Annotated in this window: 15 protein-coding genes; all 15 read right to left on the bottom strand. The window is 41.7% G+C overall.

The window, feature by feature from the left end; genetic code table 11:
* Window positions 1–71: 71 nt before the first annotated feature.
* Window positions 72–1,310 (bottom strand): M16 family metallopeptidase, encoded by a 1,239-nt coding sequence (locus tag WD019_RS01890; protein WP_425710464.1) that lies wholly within the window; start codon window positions 1,308–1,310, stop codon window positions 72–74.
* Between the two features lie 90 nt (window positions 1,311–1,400).
* Window positions 1,401–2,390, bottom strand: a complete 990-nt coding sequence (locus WD019_RS01885; RefSeq protein WP_026675830.1) for a polysaccharide deacetylase family protein — start codon at window positions 2,388–2,390, stop codon at window positions 1,401–1,403.
* Between the two features lie 113 nt (window positions 2,391–2,503).
* A complete protein-coding gene (pnp, locus tag WD019_RS01880; RefSeq protein ID WP_425710463.1) occupies window positions 2,504–4,621 on the bottom strand; it encodes a polyribonucleotide nucleotidyltransferase in 2,118 nt (705 codons plus the stop codon).
* Window positions 4,622–4,750: 129 nt separating this feature from the next.
* The gene (rpsO, locus tag WD019_RS01875) at window positions 4,751–5,020 is read right to left on the bottom strand and encodes a 30S ribosomal protein S15 (RefSeq protein WP_026675832.1); all 270 of its coding nucleotides are present in this window, start codon (window positions 5,018–5,020) and stop codon (window positions 4,751–4,753) included.
* Window positions 5,021–5,146: 126 nt separating this feature from the next.
* Complete coding sequence (gene ribF / locus WD019_RS01870; RefSeq protein WP_425710462.1) at window positions 5,147–6,082, bottom strand: bifunctional riboflavin kinase/FAD synthetase; 936 nt, start codon at window positions 6,080–6,082, stop codon at window positions 5,147–5,149.
* Between the two features lie 26 nt (window positions 6,083–6,108).
* A complete protein-coding gene (gene truB, locus WD019_RS01865; protein ID WP_281172138.1) occupies window positions 6,109–7,020 on the bottom strand; it encodes a tRNA pseudouridine(55) synthase TruB in 912 nt (303 codons plus the stop codon).
* A gap of 77 nt (window positions 7,021–7,097) precedes the next feature.
* Entirely contained in the window at window positions 7,098–7,466 is a 369-nt protein-coding gene (gene rbfA, locus WD019_RS01860; RefSeq protein ID WP_026675835.1) for a 30S ribosome-binding factor RbfA, read from the bottom strand.
* A gap of 66 nt (window positions 7,467–7,532) precedes the next feature.
* On the bottom strand, window positions 7,533–9,734 hold the full coding sequence (gene infB / locus WD019_RS01855; RefSeq protein ID WP_425710461.1) for a translation initiation factor IF-2: 2,202 nt from the start codon (window positions 9,732–9,734) through the stop codon (window positions 7,533–7,535).
* 4 nt (window positions 9,735–9,738) lie between these two features.
* Window positions 9,739–10,053 carry a YlxQ family RNA-binding protein gene (locus WD019_RS01850; protein WP_026675837.1) on the bottom strand — a complete coding sequence of 105 codons (315 nt, stop codon included), beginning with the start codon at window positions 10,051–10,053 and terminating at the stop codon, window positions 9,739–9,741.
* Window positions 10,054–10,059: 6 nt separating this feature from the next.
* Entirely contained in the window at window positions 10,060–10,320 is a 261-nt protein-coding gene (gene rnpM / locus WD019_RS01845; protein WP_026675838.1) for an RNase P modulator RnpM, read from the bottom strand.
* A gap of 18 nt (window positions 10,321–10,338) precedes the next feature.
* The gene (gene nusA / locus WD019_RS01840; protein ID WP_026675839.1) at window positions 10,339–11,499 is read right to left on the bottom strand and encodes a transcription termination factor NusA; all 1,161 of its coding nucleotides are present in this window, start codon (window positions 11,497–11,499) and stop codon (window positions 10,339–10,341) included.
* Window positions 11,500–11,517: 18 nt separating this feature from the next.
* Complete coding sequence (rimP, locus tag WD019_RS01835) at window positions 11,518–11,991, bottom strand: ribosome maturation factor RimP (protein ID WP_026675840.1); 474 nt, start codon at window positions 11,989–11,991, stop codon at window positions 11,518–11,520.
* A 139-nt stretch (window positions 11,992–12,130) separates the two neighbouring features.
* A complete protein-coding gene (locus WD019_RS01830) occupies window positions 12,131–16,432 on the bottom strand; it encodes a PolC-type DNA polymerase III (RefSeq protein WP_425710460.1) in 4,302 nt (1,433 codons plus the stop codon).
* Window positions 16,433–16,497: 65 nt separating this feature from the next.
* Entirely contained in the window at window positions 16,498–17,772 is a 1,275-nt protein-coding gene (gene rseP, locus WD019_RS01825) for an RIP metalloprotease RseP (RefSeq protein ID WP_425710459.1), read from the bottom strand.
* A 15-nt stretch (window positions 17,773–17,787) separates the two neighbouring features.
* Entirely contained in the window at window positions 17,788–18,936 is a 1,149-nt protein-coding gene (dxr, locus tag WD019_RS01820; protein ID WP_026675843.1) for a 1-deoxy-D-xylulose-5-phosphate reductoisomerase, read from the bottom strand.
* Window positions 18,937–18,938: the final 2 nt, after the last annotated feature.

The following is an 18,938-nucleotide window of genomic DNA, read 5'->3' as shown; positions in this document are numbered from 1 at the left end:
CACTTGTTTTAACAAACTATAGTTTCCTAAAACACAAAAAACCTGAGTGGATTTCTACTCAGGTTTACTAATTATTGCAATCCTTTTGGCAAGACTCCGCCAGGGCTGACGAGAGAAGCGGAGCATTTATGAGAGAAGATTTGCCGGATTAATTGATTAACGGAGTCTTTCGAAACGGCGTCAATAAGTTCAACCATTTCATCAAGCGTTCGGTGTTCATTTAAAATCAATTCCTGTTTTCCGTTACGGCTCATCCGGCTGTTCGTGCTTTCAAGGCTCAACATGAGACTGCCTTTAATTTGTTCTTTCGAATTCGCAAGTTCCTTTTCCGTAATTCCTTTTTCTTTTAAATCTTCGATGATATGTTGAATCGTTTCATACAGTTCATCAAGTTGATGTGGCGCAGTGCCACCATAAATGGTAAACAGTCCTTTATCACGGTAAGCGGAATGATAAGAAAAAACAGAATAAGCTAATCCGCGTTGTTCACGGACTTCCTGGAATAAACGGCTTGACATGCTTGAACCGAAAATGTTGTTAAGCACAACTAAACTGTAATTTTGTGACTCCTTTAAGGATAATCCCGGAAAGCCAAGGCAAAGGTGCGCCTGTTCTGTTTCTTTTTTTCTTGTTAAGCGGCCGCTCTCGAAATTCGGCGTTTGCAAACTTTTTTTAGTTTTGGCACCTTCATACGAGCCGAAAAGATTTTCCACTTCTTTAATGAATTTCTCATCTACATTTCCAGCTACTGAAATGACGACATTTTCAGGTGTATAATACTCTTTCATATAGTGCCTTAATGTTTCATCAGTAAATGTATTCAACGTGGATTCCGTACCAAGTATCGGATATCCAAGGGAATGTCCTCCAAAACTGGCGCGGCTTAACAAGTCATGCACGATGTCATCAGGAGTATCTTCATACATTTTTATTTCTTCTAAGACAACATTTTTCTCTTTTACAAGTTCCACCTTATCAAATGTTGAATGAAAGAACATATCACTAAGTACTTCAAGAGCATATGCGGCATGGGTATCTAAAACCTTGGCATAATAACAAGTGTATTCTTTTGAAGTAAACGCATTCACTTGACCGCCAATGCTGTCAAATGCTTCAGCAATTTCACGGGCATTCCGGGTCTTTGTTCCTTTGAAAAACATATGTTCAAGGAAATGCGAGATTCCGTTATTTTCAGGTACTTCAAAACGTGAACCAGTACCGATCCAAATGCCAATGGCTACGGATCTTACAGTAGGTATTTCTTCAAGAACGATTTTTACCCCGTTCCGACAAGTATGTCTTGTAATCAAAACTTGTTTCCTCCTAAGCTGTGTTTCATCATTCTACATCTATTCTCATAGGAACAATATACCATTAACCATACATACATACAACAAAACTTATTTTAAGTGATTAACTTTATTTGAAAGGATTCGCTTTTCATCCATTAGCTCCGACACCGTACCAATTTGATAGCCATTTTTCTTTAACCCTTTGATTAATGAATCTAGCCCCTTTGCTGTAGCATTTGTCGGATGCATTAAAATCATCGCGCCAGGATGAACTTTACTTAACACGGAGTTGACCATTGTGGTTGGATCCGGCTCTCGCCAATCAATTGTATCCACTGACCAGAGAATCGTTTTCATATTCATCTGTGCTGCGATTTTGACGACGTCATCTCGGAAACTGCCACTTGGGGGAGCAAACCATTTCGGTTTCTTATTCAATGTTGCTTGAATAATATGATTGGTGCTTTCTAATTCATCTGTTATCCGGGCTTTTGTTAATCGTTTTAAGTCGGGATGGGAATAGGCGTGGTTGCCTATTTCATGACCTTCGTCAACAATCATCTTTGCCAGGCTCGGATTTTTCTTCACCCATGTTCCATCAAGAAAATACGTGGAGTGAACCCCGTGCTTTTTCATCACTTTCAACAATGTCGGCAAGTACTTCTCACCCCATGAGACATTAACTAAGAGAGTTACCATGGGCTTTTGTGGATTCCCTTTATAAATGGGAGAAGGCGGCAGGTCATCCAATGATACTTTTGGCTTGATTTGTTTAAACTCAAGCTCTTTTTCATCAATCTTTTTTAATTTTAACTGTTTCATTTTTTTAAAGGAAGCCTCGACATCCAGTTCCAGCCCGTTATAGCCTGGAATCGCCTTCCAGACTCGATCGACAACGGCATCTTGCGGCTTGCGGTAATATTCTTTCGCTTTTTCCTCTAGTTGTTCATACAAATCACCGGTTTGCATTTTCGCTACCGCCATCGTTTGACTTTTTAATTTTGCAACATATGTGGAAGTATACTTATTTTGGACAATCATAACACTCGCAATCATGATGGCGAAGAGCAATACGTATTGCAATCTTATTCTTTTCACGCTACTTCCCTCCCCATAACACATTATGTCCATAGGAGACAAGTTAGAACAAGGTTGCTTCAGCAACTTTCAAGGAATCGGCTAGCTGATTCCTCTAACAAAAAAACAACCGTTTACCGGTTGTTTTCTACTTCTTCTTGTTGTTTTTGCTCTTTTAGAACAACTTTGCGCGATAAATTGACACGTCCGTGATTGTCGATTTCCATTACTTTTACAAGAATTTCATCGCCGATCTTCACGACGTCCTCAACTTTGCCGACACGTTCTTCTGCAAGTTCAGAAATATGAACGAGGCCGTCTTTGCCGCTGAATAGTTCGACGAACGCTCCGAATTTTTCAATCCGTTTTACCTTGCCAAGATAATACTCTCCGACTTGCACTTCTCGAACGATATCTTCAATGATTTTCTTCGCTTTTTCGTTCATTTGCTGGTCGCTTGATGCAATGAATATCGTTCCATCCTGTTCGATATCAATCTTGACGCCTGTTTCCTCAATGATCTTGTTGATAACTTTCCCGCTTGGTCCGATGACGTCACGGATTTTATCTGGATTGATCCTCATCGTCAAGATTTTTGGAGCGTATTCGGAAAGTTCTTTTCTAGGCTCAGACAATGTGGCAAGCATCGAATTTAAAATGTGCATTCGGCCTTCTCTCGCCTGAGTTAACGCTTGCTCTAAAATCTCGCGATTAATTCCGGAAATTTTAATATCCATTTGCAAGGCGGTTACACCGTTAGCCGTTCCTGCAACTTTAAAGTCCATATCGCCGAGGTGATCTTCCATTCCTTGAATATCTGTCAAGACCGTTACATCTTCACCATCGCTGACTAGTCCCATGGCAATACCCGCAACAGGCGCTTTAATTGGAACTCCCGCATCCATTAAGGCAAGCGTGCTTGCACAAATACTCGCCTGGGAAGTAGAACCGTTCGATTCAAGCACTTCTGAAACAAGGCGAATCGTATACGGAAATTCTTCTTCTGAAGGGATGACGACTTCAAGCGCCCGCTCCCCTAGTGCGCCATGTCCAATCTCCCTGCGGCCGGGACCACGCATAAACCCGGTTTCACCTACGCTAAAAGGCGGGAAATTGTATTGGTGCATAAACCGTTTTGATTCCTCGACGCCTAACCCGTCCAACACTTGAACATCGCCGAGTGCCCCGAGTGTACAAACGCTCAGCGCCTGTGTTTGCCCTCTCGTAAAGAGGCCGGAGCCATGAGTTCGGGCAAGCAAGCCGACATCAGATGAAAGAGGCCGGATTTCATTAATCTTTCTTCCATCCGGTCTAATTTTTTCTTTTAAAATTAAGCGGCGAACTTCTTCTTTAATCAATTTTTGCAGAATTTCTTTTGCCTCTTCAATCGTTTCTTCATCTTGCTCTTCAAATTGGGCGACAACCTTTTCCTTCAACGCATCAAGGGCATCTTGCCGGGCATGCTTTTCAACGACGCGTACAGCGGCCTTCAGTTCATCTTCGACCAAAGTTCTGATTTGCGCCGTTAATTCCTCGCTAACTTTATGTAGCTCAACTTCCATTTTTTCTTTTCCAATTTCAGCGACGATTTTTTCCTGGAATGCGATGATTTTTTTAATTTCTTCATGGCCAAACATAATCGCTTCCAACATGATTTCTTCAGGCACCTCATTCGCACCTGCTTCAACCATATTTATCGCATGTTTCGTTCCTGCGACAACGAGGTTAATGTCGCTTTTCTCATGTTGTTCTACCGTCGGATTAACAATAAATTTCCCATCAACCCGGCCGATCGTCACACCGCCAATTGGTCCTTCAAATGGAATATCTGAAATCGATAAGGCAAGTGATGAACCGATCATTGCAGCCATTTCGGAAGAACAATCCTGGTCAACACTCATTACAGTGCTGACAACCTGGACTTCATTTCGAAAACCGTCTGCAAATAACGGGCGAATGGGACGGTCAATCAGGCGACTTGCAAGAATCGCTTTTTCGCTCGGCCGACCTTCGCGTTTAATAAATCCCCCTGGAATTTTACCAACGGCATATAATCGTTCTTCATAGTTTACGGTTAAAGGGAAAAAGCTTAAATTTTTCGGCTCTTTTGATGCTACAGCGGTCGATAGAACTGCCGTATCTCCATACTTAACGAGCACGGCTCCGTTTGCCTGTTTAGCCAGCCTTCCGATCTCAAAAGATAGTTCTCGTCCCGCCCAGTCCATCGAAAAAACTCGTTTTTCTTGTTCCATTTTCTTCGGGTACTCCTCTCAACAAAAACAAAATAGTTATATTTTATTATAGCCTAAACTTTTTAATTCTAAAAAGATATGTAATTCGTATACACCAAAAAAAGCGGGAAAACATCCCCGCTTTTTTGACTAACGACGTAAACCAAGCTTTTGAATAAGCTCACGGTAACGAGTAACGTCTTTATTACGCAAATACGTTAACAAGTTACGACGTTTACCGACCATCTTAAGAAGACCACGACGTGAGTGATGATCTTTCTTATGCGTACGTAAGTGATCATTTAACGAATTAATTTGCTCTGTAAGGATAGCGATTTGTACCTCTGGAGAACCAGTATCGGTATCGTGTGTTTTAAATTCATTAATTAATTCATTTTTGCGCTCTTGAGAAATTGCCATCCTGTTCACCTCCTTTTAAATTAACCCCGATTACTCCAGCAAACGTCGGTGAATCGTTTTGCCAGGTAACGGTTTAAAAAATCGTACATTTAATAGAATACATTGTTTTATAAGAGAAAGCAAGGGTTATGAAAAATATTTCAGGCCAATTTCTTTATCCTTATTCAGCTGTTTAATCAGGGCATCAACTGAAGCAAATTTTTTTTCTTCCCTTAATCGTTTCAGCCAAAAAATCTCGACTGCCTCTCCATATATTTGTTTATTAAATTCAAACAGATGAACTTCGATGGTCGGCCTTGACTTTTCTTCATGAAATGTCGGCTTAAAGCCAATATTGGCAATACCATTAAACCGTTCACCGTTAAGTTTCATTTGAACGATATAAACCCCGACTTGAGGAAGCAAATAATCATCTGAACATTGAATATTCGCGGTTGGGAAGCCGATTGTCGCTCCTCTTTTCTCGCCATGAACGACTTTCCCCTTTATGGAATAATAGCGATTTAAAAATTTCGGAATTTTTTCTACCGCTCCATCTTTTAAGAGCAGCCTTAACATTGTCGAACTTACTTTTTCACAGTCGATTTCCACTTTTTCGATCATCGTTTGAAGAAAGCGACCCCTGGCATGCTCCGCTAACGTTGCCATATTTCCTTTTCCAAATCGACCGTATGTAAAGTCGAAGCCTGCGACAACATGTTTTGCATTTAAACCGACAATGTATTGTTCAACAAACTCTTCAGGCGGGAGAGAGGCAAATTCTTCATCGAATTGCACGATGTAAAATAGATCGATTCCCATTTCCTCGAGCAATTTTTCCTTTTCTTCCAGAGGTGTCAAATACGATACATGCTTGATTTCCGACCCAAGCACGACGGATGGGTGCGGGTGAAAAGACATGACGGCAGAAGCCCATCCTTTCACCTCTGCAATTTCTTTTGCTTTTTTAATGACTCGTTGATGGCCGAGATGAATTCCATCAAAGTAGCCTAAGGCTAAAACGGTTTGAGGCAATTCTTCTTTCTTCAGTTGATGTGGATGTGTTAATCTAATCGTCTTCAAAACTCCACCTACTAACTTTGATCACATTATTGTGCATTTAATATTTTTTCCGGCTTCATTAAATACGGTTTCGTCGGATGTTTTTGATAGAGCGCTAAGCATGCCCCTTTTTCATTATAAACGGCAAAAGGGCTATGTTCCACTTCTTTACTTAATGGCAATACGGCACCGTTTCTTATTTTCGCTTCGATTTCTCTATTTACAATGAGCTTTTCAAACGCCTCAAGCCCTTTTTCAATCGGGAACAGCGCCTTATCGACCTCTTCTTTTTTTATGAGCGTCTCAAGTTCTTCAAATGTTACGCAATCATTAAGCTGAAAAGGTCCTGACGCCGTCCGGACAAGCCGAGACATATGTGCAGGGAAGCCTAATTTCTTGCCGATGTCGACTGCAAGTGTCCTGACATATGTGCCTTTACTGCACGTCACTCGAATTGCAAAGGATGGAAACGGCGGCTCAAAACGCCCTTCCTTCGATATAAGATCAATCGAATAAATGTGGACCGTTCTTGCCGGACGTTCGATCTCAATCCCCTGGCGAGCATATTCGTATAATTTTTTCCCATTTATTTTCACGGCGGAATACATTGGCGGCGTTTGTTCAATATCGCCTACAAAAGATCGGAGAACGGCTTCTACCGTTTCCCTTTCAAGAGGTTCTTCTACCTTTCTCGTTTCAACAATCTCCCCATGTCGATCTTCCGTTGTTGTTGATTGGCCGATCGTCACTTCCGCTTCATAACTTTTTGCATAGTCCGAAAGATATTGAGCGATTTTAGTCGCCCTTCCAACACAGATAGGCAATACGCCGGTCACTTCCGGATCAAGCGTCCCGGTATGGCCAATTTTTTTTGTTCTGAGGAGTTTTCGCAATTTCATGACACAGTCATGGGATGTCATCCCCGCAGGCTTTAATAATGGTAAAATTCCTTCTATCAAGTAGACTCCTCCTTTTTTAGAGAAGGAATGGAACAGAAGAAAAGATAGACATTTGCCTATCTTTTACTTTTTATTGTTCATTCATTTGCATCTTCGTTTTGTTCTTTGCGCTGAATATCTGTCAGCAATGTTTCGATTCGGTTTCCATATTCAACCGATTCGTCAAACTTAAAGAAAATTTCTGGAGTTTTTCGCAAACGAATTCGCTTTCCGATTTCCGTACGAATAAAACCAGATGCTTTCGCAAGACCGTGCAATGTTTGCTGTTTTTGCTCATCATCGCCGAATACTGAAATATAAACGGTCGCTTGTTGAAGATCACCCGTCACTTCCACTCCCGTAACGGTTACGAAACCTACGCGCGGGTCTTTTAATTTTCGGCCAATAATATCGCCGAGTTCTTTTTTCATTTGTTCACCAATTCGATTGGAACGCAAATTGCCCATTCTACCACCCCATTTCATGTACCAACAAGAACAATTTACGATAGTAAACGGTCAAGGACGTTTAGATCATGTACGTTTAATTTCCTCCATAATATATGCTTCAATGACATCGCCTTCTTTAATATCATTGAATTTTTCAAGGGTAATTCCACACTCGTATCCTGCACTAACTTCACGGACATCGTCTTTGAAACGTTTGAGCGCATCAATTTTTCCTTCATAAACAACGATGCCATCACGAATTAGGCGAACGGTTGAATCACGTGTTACTTTACCATCTGTTACATAACAACCGGCAATCGTTCCTACTTTTGATACTTTGAAGGTCGTACGTACATCGACCTGGCCGATTACTTTTTCCTCAAATTCCGGATCAAGCATCCCCTTCATGGCCGATTCTATTTCGTCAATTACATTGTAGATGACTCTATGCAAACGGATATCGACTTTTTCAGTTTCAGCCGTCTTTTTCGCATTATTATCCGGACGAACGTTGAAGCCGATAATGATTGCATTGGAAGCTGAAGCCAGCATGATATCATATTCAGTTATTGCACCGACACCTGTATGGAGAATTTTAACTTTAACCCCTTCAACATCAATTTTTTGCAATGATCCGGCAAGTGCTTCAACCGATCCCTGGACATCGGCTTTAATAATGACATTAATATCTTTTATGTCGCCTTCTTTAATCTGGTTGAAAAGATCTTCTAAGTTTAGCTTGGATGAATCTTTTCGTTGCGCTTCTTGCTGTTTCTTTCCGCGCGCTTCCCCAATTTGGCGAGCTTTCTTCTCGTCGGCAAAAACCATGAACTGATCGCCTGCTTGAGGCACTTCGTTTAAGCCGGTAATTTCAACCGGTGTTGAAGGCGGAGCTGTTTTTACTCTTCGTCCAAGATCATTAACCATTGCTCGAACGCGTCCATATGTGTTTCCGACAACAATTGGATCTCCAACATGTAATGTTCCGTTTTGAACAAGAAGCGTTGCTACAGAGCCGCGGCCTTTATCGAGCTGTGCTTCGATAACCGTGCCTTGTGCCATTCGATTAGGGTTAGCCTTTAATTCTTCAACCTCAGCAACAAGTTGAATCATTTCAAGCAAATCATCGATCCCTTCACCTTTTAAAGCAGAGACGTGAACAAAAATCGTGTCGCCTCCCCAATCTTCCGGTATCAAACCATGTTCTGTCAATTCTTGCATGACACGGTCAGGATTTGCCGTTTCTTTATCCATTTTATTAACAGCAACAATGATTGGGACTTCCGCTGCTTTCGCATGGTTGATCGCTTCCACCGTTTGCGGCATCACTCCATCATCAGCTGCAACTACGATGATCGCAATGTCTGTTACTTGCGCCCCGCGAGCGCGCATTGTTGTAAATGCGGCATGGCCCGGAGTATCGAGGAACGTAATTTTTTTTCCGTTGTTTTCAATCTGGTAAGCACCGATATGCTGGGTAATTCCACCTGCTTCACTAGCCGTAACTTTTGTATGGCGGATGGAATCAAGCAATGTCGTTTTACCATGGTCAACGTGTCCCATAATGGTAACAACTGGCGGACGAACTTCTAAGTCTTCCTCTTTATCTTCGATTTGATAATTTTCGAATTCAGTTTCATCAATGGTGACTTCTTCCTCAACTTCAACGCCATATTCCCCGGCAATCAGCTCAATCGTATCTTTATCGAGCTCCTGATTAATGGTTGCCATAACACCTAAAAACATTAATTTCTTAATAATTTCGGTCGATTCTTTATGAAGCTTTTTTGCTAACTCGCCGACAGTAAGCGTTCCTTCGAACGTAATTTTCTTCGGTAATGGTACAGTTCTTTTCTCATGTTGTGTTGTTTGTGGCATAGCATTTCCTTTTTTATTTTTATTTTTTTTATGAGTTTGATGCTTATTTGGGCTTTGATGTTTATTTTGGTTTTGATTTTGGTGCTTATTTTGGTTTTGGCTATGATTTTTGCCCTGGGTGTTATTTTTGCCCTGACTGTTATTTTTGCTCTGGCGGTCTTCTTTTTTATGCTCTTTTTTATTTGATCCGGAATTGGAGTTGTCCGGTTTTCTACGTTCATCTTTTGAGTTTAGAGGCTTTTGCGATTTGCCCGATTGATAGGCGTCATTCAGCTTTTGAATCGCCTCCTCATCAATCATCGACATATGATTGGAAACATTCACGTTGATTTTTTTTAACTTATCGATAATATCCTTGCTTTGCACATTTTTCTGTTTAGCGTATTCATATACTCGCATTTTACTCATATGTTCACCCCCAAGTGTAGTGATCAAGTAATGTTTTTAATTTTTTTGAAAAACCTTGATCCGTTACTGCAACAACGACTCGTCTGTCTTTTCCAATCGCTTCCCCTAGAACATCACGATTTTCGACCCATTTTAGATCAACGTGATAATACGAACATTTATCCATTATTTTTTTTTTCGTATTTTCGGAAGCGTCTAGAGATAACAAAACTAATTGAACCGTTCTCCTCTGTATTGCCTTAACAACCAGTTCTTCGCCTGAAATGCACTTGCCTGCGCGATGCGCCAGACCTAAAAGGGAAGCCCATTTTTCAGCCATATGAATTTATTGAACTCCTTTTTCCAATTCAGCATACACTTCTTCAGAAATGGTTGTCTTTAATTGGTTGCCTAAGCTGTTTTTCTTTTTGGCGAGGACAAAACAAGAATGTTGATTGCAAAGATAAGCTCCTCTTCCCGATTTCTTGCCGGTTGGGTCGACTGAGACTTCCCCTTCTGGAGATCGAACGATGCGCACTAATTCTTTCTTCGGCTTCATTTCCTGGCAGGCCACACATTTTCTCATAGGAATTTTACGGGTTTTCATTCGTCTCCCCCTCACACGTTACATGTCTTCGTTTAATTTTTCGTCTGAGTGTTCTATTAAATCTTCATGATCGGTCGTATCACCTGGCAGTTCTTCAGTAGAATCGATGGCCTCCTCATGGCTATCCTCTGAATAAATACCTGCCTGGCGAGCTTCAGATTCCGCTTTAATATCAATCTTCCATCCCGTTAATTTCGCAGCGAGTCTAGCATTTTGTCCCCTTTTTCCAATGGCTAATGATAACTGGTAATCGGGAACGATAACAGTTGTCATCTTTTCCTCTTCGTTTACGAGCACTTCAAGGACTTTTGCTGGACTAAGTGCATTTGCGACATAAACGACAGGGTCTTCGGACCAGCGGACAATGTCAATTTTTTCACCGTTTAATTCGTTCACAATCGTTTGCACACGGCCACCCTTTTGACCTACGCAAGAACCGACAGGATCAACTTCCGGGTCTTCTGCGTGCACTGCAATTTTTGAACGATCGCCAGCTTCACGGGCTATCGACTTAATTTCAACGGTTCCATCATAAATTTCAGGCACTTCTAATTCAAACAACCGTTTTAAAAGGCCAGGATGCGTACGGGATACCATGATTTGCGGACCCTTAGTCGTTTTTTCCACTTTCGTAATATACACTTTTATACGGTCATTCGTCGTATAGTGTTCACCCGGCATTTGCTCACTCGCCGGTAAGAGTGCCTCTACACGGCCGAGATTTACGTAAATGTAGCGGTGATCCTGACGCTGGACGATACCGGTAATGATATCTTCCTCGCGATCGATAAATTCAGAAAAAATAATTCCGCGTTCTGCTTCCCGAACACGCTGTGTCACAACTTGTTTTGCCGTTTGAGCAGCAATCCGGCCAAAATCTCTTGGTGTCACTTCAAGTTCAACAATATCATCCACATCAAATTGCGAATTAATTTTATGAGCTTCATCAAGTGAAATTTCTTGTCTTGGATCTGTTACTTCCTCAACTACATTCTTTCTGGCAAAAACACGGATGCTGCCGGTGGCAGGATTGAAATCGACACGTACATTTTGTGCTTGATGGAAATTTCGTTTATAGGCGGAAATCAATGCAGCTTCAATAGCATCAATAATGACTTCCTTACTGATTCCTTTTTCCTTTTCCAACAATGTAAGTGCATCCAATAACTCGCTACTCATTTTTTTCTTCTCCCCTTTTTAATTGAAAACAACAGCAAGCCTCGCACTTGCTATTTTGCTATACGGCAGTTCTACTTTTGTTATTCGTGTCTTAATTTTCACTTCAAGCGTGACCGTTTCGCCGTCAAAGTCGAGTAAAAGCCCTTCAAATTCCTTCGTACCATTAATCGGTTCATACGTCTTTACGTGAATATTTTTGCCAATGGCCTTCTTCACATCTTCAGGCTTCTTTAATGGACGTTCAACACCCGGAGAAGACACTTCAAGGAAATATGCCTGCTCAATTAGATCAATCGCATCTAATTTTTCGCTTAATTGTTCGCTAACTACACCGCATTCTTCAATATCTACGCCTTTTTCGCTGTCGATAAACACCCGGAGAAACCAGTTTTTCCCTTCTTTCACAAATTCAACATCCACTAGTTCGAGATTCATTTCTTCAAGAATGGGAAGAACAAGTTCTTCGGTTTGTTCAATGATTTTCTTGCTCAAAAAGGTCCCTCCTTTCTAATTTTTAGAGAACGCAGAAAGAGTGGGATTTCCCCACTCTTTCTTTAAAAACTATACACTAGTGTTTCCAAATTTATCTTATCATAAACTTCATTCTAGTGCAACTAAAGCCTAAATTCCGCTAAAAGAGGGAGAGTTGGTTTGCTTCCGGCAAACCCGCCAGACAGCCGTGGTCATCCAAGTATTCAACGATTGTTTTTGATAGCCTTGCCCGCTGCTGCAAATCTTCCTTCGAAAGAAACTCCCCTTCTTCCCGGGCTTTCACGATGTTTAAGGCCGCATTTGTTCCGAGTCCCGCGATGGAGTTAAATGGAGGAATTAGCTTGTCCCCATCAACGAGAAACTCTGTGGCGCTTGAGCGATATAAATCTACTTTTCCGAATGAGAAGCCTCGCTCACACATTTCGAGCGCCAATTCAAGCACGGTTTGCAAGTTCTTTTCTTTCGTTGAAGCATCAAGGCCTTTGGCAGAAATCTCTTCAATTTTCGAACGAATGGCTTTTGAACCGCGAATCATTGTATCGATGTCAAAATCATCCGCCCGAACTGTAAAATAAGCGGCGTAAAAATAGATCGGATAATGCACTTTAAAATAGGCAATCCTTACAGCCATGAGCACATAAGCGGCGGCATGGGCTTTTGGGAACATATATTTGATTTTCAAACATGAACCAATATACCAATCCGGTACATTGTTTTTCTTCATTTCCTCAATCCATTCTTCCGTCAGCCCTTTTCCTTTCCGGACGCTTTCCATGATCTTAAATGCGACGGATGGTTCTAGCCCTTTATAAATTAAATAAACCATAATGTCATCACGGCAACCAATAACGTCTTTTAATTCGCATGTGCCGTTTGCGATTAATTCATTGGCGTTGTTTAACCATACATCCGTTCCATGGGACAGCCCGGAGATTTGGACAAGTTCGGAGAAAGTCGACGGTTTCGTTTCTTCAAGCATTTGTCTAACAAATTTTGTACCGAATTCCGGGATGCCGAGCGTTCCCGTTTTGCACATAATTTGTTCTTCGGTTACGCCTAACACTTCTGGTCCGCTGAATATTTTCATGACTTCAGGATCAGATGCAGGAATCGTTTTTGGATCGATGCCGCTTAAGTCTTGAAGCATCCGAATCACGGTCGGATCATCGTGTCCGAGTATATCAAGCTTTAACAGGTTATCATGAATGGAGTGGAAATCAAAGTGTGTCGTTTTCCATTCTGAATTTTTATCATCGGCCGGAAATTGAATCGGGCAGAAGTCAAAGATATCCATATAATCCGGGACGACGATTATGCCTCCCGGGTGCTGGCCTGTTGTTCTCTTGACACCCGTGCATCCTGCTACTAATCTGTCAACTTCAGCTGAACGGAAATTGATGTTATGGTCTTGAGCATATCCCCTGACATACCCATATGCCGTTTTATCGGCTACCGTTCCGATTGTCCCTGCCCGGTAAACGTAATCTTCACCGAAAAGCACTTTCGTGTAATTGTGCGCTCTTGGTTGATATTCACCCGAAAAGTTCAAATCAATATCGGGTACTTTATCTCCTTTAAAGCCAAGGAATGTTTCAAACGGAATGTCCTGGCCGTCTTTTTTGTAAAGGACATGGCAGTTCGGACACTCTTTATCCGGCAAATCGAATCCGGAACCGACAGACCCGTCATCGAAAAAGATGGATTCCTTGCATTCCGGGCAAACATAGTGGGGAGGGAGCGGATTCACTTCTGTAATTTCCGTCATTGTCGCAACAAATGAAGATCCGACCGATCCCCGCGAACCGACAAGATAACCATCGTCAAGCGATTTTTTAACGAGCTTATGCGAAATTAAGTAAATAACGGCAAAACCATGGCCAATGATGCTGTTCAATTCTTTTTCAAGACGTTTTTCAACGATTTCCGGAAGGTTCTCGCCATAGATGCTTTTTGCCCTTGAATAACTCATCTCGCGGATTTCATCTTCGGCCCCCGGAATTTTTGGCGTATACAAATCATCGGGGATGGGTTTAATGTCATCTATCATTCTCGCAATCTTTTGCGTATTGCTGACAACCACTTCAAACGCCTTTTCCTCCCCGAGGAAAGAGAAGCAATCAAGCATTTCATCGGTCGTCCTGAAGTGAACAGCAGGCAACTCTTGCTTATTTAACGGATTCGCCCCTCCCTGGCTCGAGATTAAGATTTTTCGGTAAATGGCATCCGTTTCATTAAGATAATGAACATTTCCTGTTGCAACGACAGGCTTATTTAACTTTTCCCCTAACTTGACGATGTTTGTTAATATTTCTCTTAATGCCAGCTCATCTTGAACGAGCTCTTTTTCAATTAAATGATAGTAATTGGATGGAGGCTGGATTTCCAAATAATCATAAAAGGCTGCGATTCCTTCTACTTCTTCCGCTCCTTTTTGCATCATGCCTTCGAACACTTCGCCCTTATCACAGCCGGAACCGACCAATATTCCTTCCCTGTATTTCGAAAGCCGTGATCGGGGAATGCGCGGCGTTCTGTAAAAATAATCGATATGGGATTCCGATACGAGCTTGTACAAGTTTTTAAGCCCCTGCTGCGTCTTTGCGAGCAAAATGCAATGAAAAGGACGTGAGCGCATAAATCCGCCCTTGCCCATATTGTCATTTAAACGATCATGGTATTCTATCCCGCGTTCAACCGTCTCTTTTAATAGTTTCCAAAGCAAAGAACCTGTTGCCTCTGCGTCATAAATGGCGCGGTGGTGTTGGGTTAATTCGATATCGAATTTTTTACAAAGCGTATTCAAACGATGGTTTTTTAAGTCCGGCAATAAAAATCTGGCAAGTTCAAGCGTGTCAATGACAGGATTTTTCGCTTCTCCTAAGCCCAATTTACGGAATCCTTCGTTTAAAAAGCCCATATCAAAGCTTGCATTATGGGCAACTAAAATCGAATCGCCGATAAATTCATGGAAATCTTTCAATACATCTTCAATTTCAGGTGCATCCTTTACCATATCATCCGTTATTCCCGTTAAGTTGATCGTAGTATCAGATAATGGTTCGTGCGGATTAGCAAAACGTTCGAAACGATCGACGATTTCGCCGTTGATCACTTTGACAGCGGCAAGCTCGATAATTTTGTTATAAACGGCGGAAAGACCTGTCGTTTCCACGTCAAAGACGATATACGTATCATCGATCAACTTTCGATGCTGTTCGTTGTAAGCAATTGGAACGCCGTCATCGACAAGATTCGCTTCCAGGCCATAAAGCACTTTGATTCCATGTTTTTTGCTTGCTGAATAGGCTTCAGGGAACGATTGGACAACCGCATGATCCGTAATCGCAATCGCTTCATGCCCCCACTTTTTCGCCTGCTCGATTAAAACTGACGCAGATGTTACTGCATCCATTTGGCTCATCGGAGTGTGCAAATGAAGCTCGACGCGTTTTTTCCCTTCTTCCGCTTTATCAGCCTTGCTTACAGGTGTGATTTGATTAATATCATTTGCGATCATGACAAGGTCCCGGACGAATGTATCGTTTTGAATGCCGCCGCGCACTTTAAGCCAGACGCCCTTTTTAATCGATTGCAAAATAGGTACATCTTCCTTATCCCTTGAGAAAATCTTGACCATTATCGAATCCGTGTAATCGGTTATTTTAAACGTTAATAACGTACGGCCACTTCTTAACTCTCTTGTTTCGGCATCAAAAACATACCCCTGGATCGTAATTCTCCGCTCCTCGTCAGAAATCGTTTCAATCGGAACCGGGTCATCCTGGATTTTATAGCCGACCATAATTTCGGTTTGAGCGGGAGCGACTTCCGATTGTTTCTTATCCGCTTTTTCTTTTTCGATGAGAGCGGCCAATACTTTATCACGGTCTTCTTGTTCTTTTTGTTCGATGAATTTTTGTACTTCTTCCTCACACTGCTGTACGTTTAGTTCAAACTGGACATGGTCAAAGCCAAACGTTTGATAGACGCCTGACAAACTAGAGAGAAGCTTCCGTTTGACCAGCTCTTCTTCGGCAGCATTTCGAACCGTGAGCATTAGCTTTTTGCCATTAATCGCTGGCTTCTGAGATTCTAAAAGGGGAGCCAGTGAACCAGCCTTCTCTTTCATCCGTGTGCAGCAAATCGGCCAATAGTGAACGAGTAGCTCGTCATCAAACGTTTTATTTTCCGTTGTGATCGAAAAAGAAACGGTTGCAATATGTTGAAAGGTTTCCATCAGCCTGGTGGAAAGCAGCTCAAAAATAGAGACAGGAAGCACTTCATCCAATGAAAAATGAAAATGCCACCTCCGGCTATTTTTCTCAATAATAAGCTTTACAATTTTCCCGTTCCTGAAATAATCCATATAATCATCCGGAATGGAAATTTGCTGTAATAATAATTCAAACCGCTCTTTTCTAATGTTCTCATCAATGTTCATAATGGCCACCTCCCATATATAAGGGTACCTCTATGCTGCTAAAGAGGTACCCTCGTGTACGCAAATTAATGATCAATTTTATTTAAAAAGAATTTATGGATATCGTTCCATGTAACAACTAACATGAGCAACATTAAAAACGCAAATCCGATAAAATGGACAAGCCCTTCCTTCTGAGGATCAACCGGTTTGCCCCTTAGCGCTTCAAGGAGCAAAAACATCAACCTTCCGCCATCAAGTGCCGGAAGCGGCAATAAATTGAAAATGGCAAGGTTCACACTTAATGCAGCAGCCCAGCGCATAAGAACAAAAATCCCTTGTTGTGTAGCCTGGCTTGTAAATTGAAAAATGCCTACGGGTCCCGATAATTGTTCAAATCCGTGCTTTCCGGATATTAATTCGCCCAGCCCTTTAAAAATCATCGTTGTCATCATCCATGTTTCTTTGGCACCATACGAAATAGAGCCGATAATCGAAAAATTCGTTGGCTGGAAAGATCCGATATAACCTTCCGAATGTTTCTTGTCCACTTGACGTTCACCAGGCACGATAGGAACCGTCATGATTCGCCCATCCCTATTAATTTTAAACTTTAGCTTCTCTTTCGGATGCTGCTGGATCGTTGAAACAAGCTCATCCCAGCTATTGACCGACTCACCGTTGATGGAGAGCACTTTGTCCCCTTTTTGAAGCCCTGCTTTTGCGGCAGGATCATTCGGGTTGATTTTTCCGAGTTTTGCTTCATTGGAAGGAATGCCTTGAATGAGGGCAAAACACATTAAAATGACAAATGCAAGTAAAATGTTTGCAAATGGACCAGCAAAAATAGCAAGCGTCCGCTGCATCAAAGTCTTTGAGCCAAATTGCCTGTTATATGGAGCGATTTGCGTTTCCTGGTAATCGGCTACATAAAATGCTTTTTCGTTCACTTTGAAACGCGTAAGGTTTCCATCTTCATTTTCATACCCTTCAATGTACAATTCATGCTCTAAGTCGGCCGACTCCACCGTAATTATTTTTTGCACAGGGTATTTTTCCTTATGATTAACAATGATTTTCTCGACTTTTTGCTCCGTGTCAAAAATAAGGCCTACCCGATAGCCCGGCTTTAACTCGATTCCTTCAGGGTCCTCCCCTGCCATCCGAACAAACCCCCCTAACGGCAGGAGACGAATCGTATAATTTGTCTCATTTCTTCTAAAAGCAAATAACTTTGGTCCAAATCCAATGGCAAACTCACGGCATAAAATTCCTGCTTTTTTTGCCAGGAGCAGATGGCCTAATTCATGAAAAAAGACAAGAGCCCCTAATATAATCACAATGGCAATCACGGTATCCATACGCTTTACCCACCTTTAATTTACTAGTGACAGTATTAACTTCCGGGTTTCTTTATCAACATGCTGAATTTCTTCAAGCGATGGAGACTGAATGACTTCATGTTGATTCAATGCTTCTTCAATGAGATCATCAATGGTTAAAAACGCGATTTTTCTCTCAAGAAAAAGACGTACGGCGATTTCATTGGCCGCATTCAAAACTGTAGTCATCGTTCCACCAATTCGTCCCGCTTCATAAGCCAATTTTAAACATTTAAACCGTTCAAAGCTTAGCTTTTCAAAATGAAGCTTTCCTGCTTCCCATAAGTTTAACCTTTTTACCTCATGTTGTTCAAGTCTTAAAGGATAGGATAATGCGTACTGAATCGGCACTTTCATATCTGGATTTCCAAGATGGGCAATAGTGCTTCCATCAATAAACTCAATCATTGAATGGATAATGCTTTCTTTATGTAAAAGTACGTCAATTTGAGAATATGGGATATTAAACAACCAATGCGCCTCAATCACTTCTAATCCTTTATTCATCATCGTTGCCGAATCGATTGTGATTTTTGCCCCCATTGCCCAGTTCGGATGCTTTAGGGCATCTTCAACTGTAACATCCTTCAGCTCTTTTCGTGTCAGGTCACGGAAGCTTCCGCCTGAAGCAGTAATAATGAGCCGTGATATTTCACTCTTTCTTTCTCCATTTAAACATTGAAACAACGCTGAATGTTCACTATCGACGGGCAACATCTGCACGCCATACTTTTCTACATGCTCCATCACGATATGCCCTGCAGTAACAAGTGTTTCTTTATTAGCCAGGGCAATTCTCTTTCCCGCTTCGATCGCTTTTAATGTCGGCACAAGTCCGACGCTTCCCATAACGGCATTGACAAGAACATCCGAGTCGCTATATGCCGCAACTTCAATTAGCCCTTCCTCACCGTGAACAATTGTAATGCTTGATGGCAGTTCTGTCCTTAATTTCTCGGCATCCTCTTTATTTTGCACACTTACGAGCTGCGGTTGAAATTTAGCAATAATGCGCTTCCCTAATTCAATATTTTTACCAAAAGAAACCGCTGCTAATTGGAATTCTTCCGGGTGTGCGGCGATCACTTCTAACGTTTGTGTCCCAATCGACCCGGTGCTGCCAAGAATACTGATTTTTTTCATAA

It is taken from the genome of Fictibacillus sp. Mic-4 (assembly GCF_049843615.1).
Taxonomy (GTDB): domain Bacteria; phylum Bacillota; class Bacilli; order Bacillales; family Fictibacillaceae; genus Fictibacillus_A; species Fictibacillus_A gelatini.
Note: the sequence above shows the minus strand (reverse complement) of the source record. Positions and strands in the feature narration are given on the sequence as shown.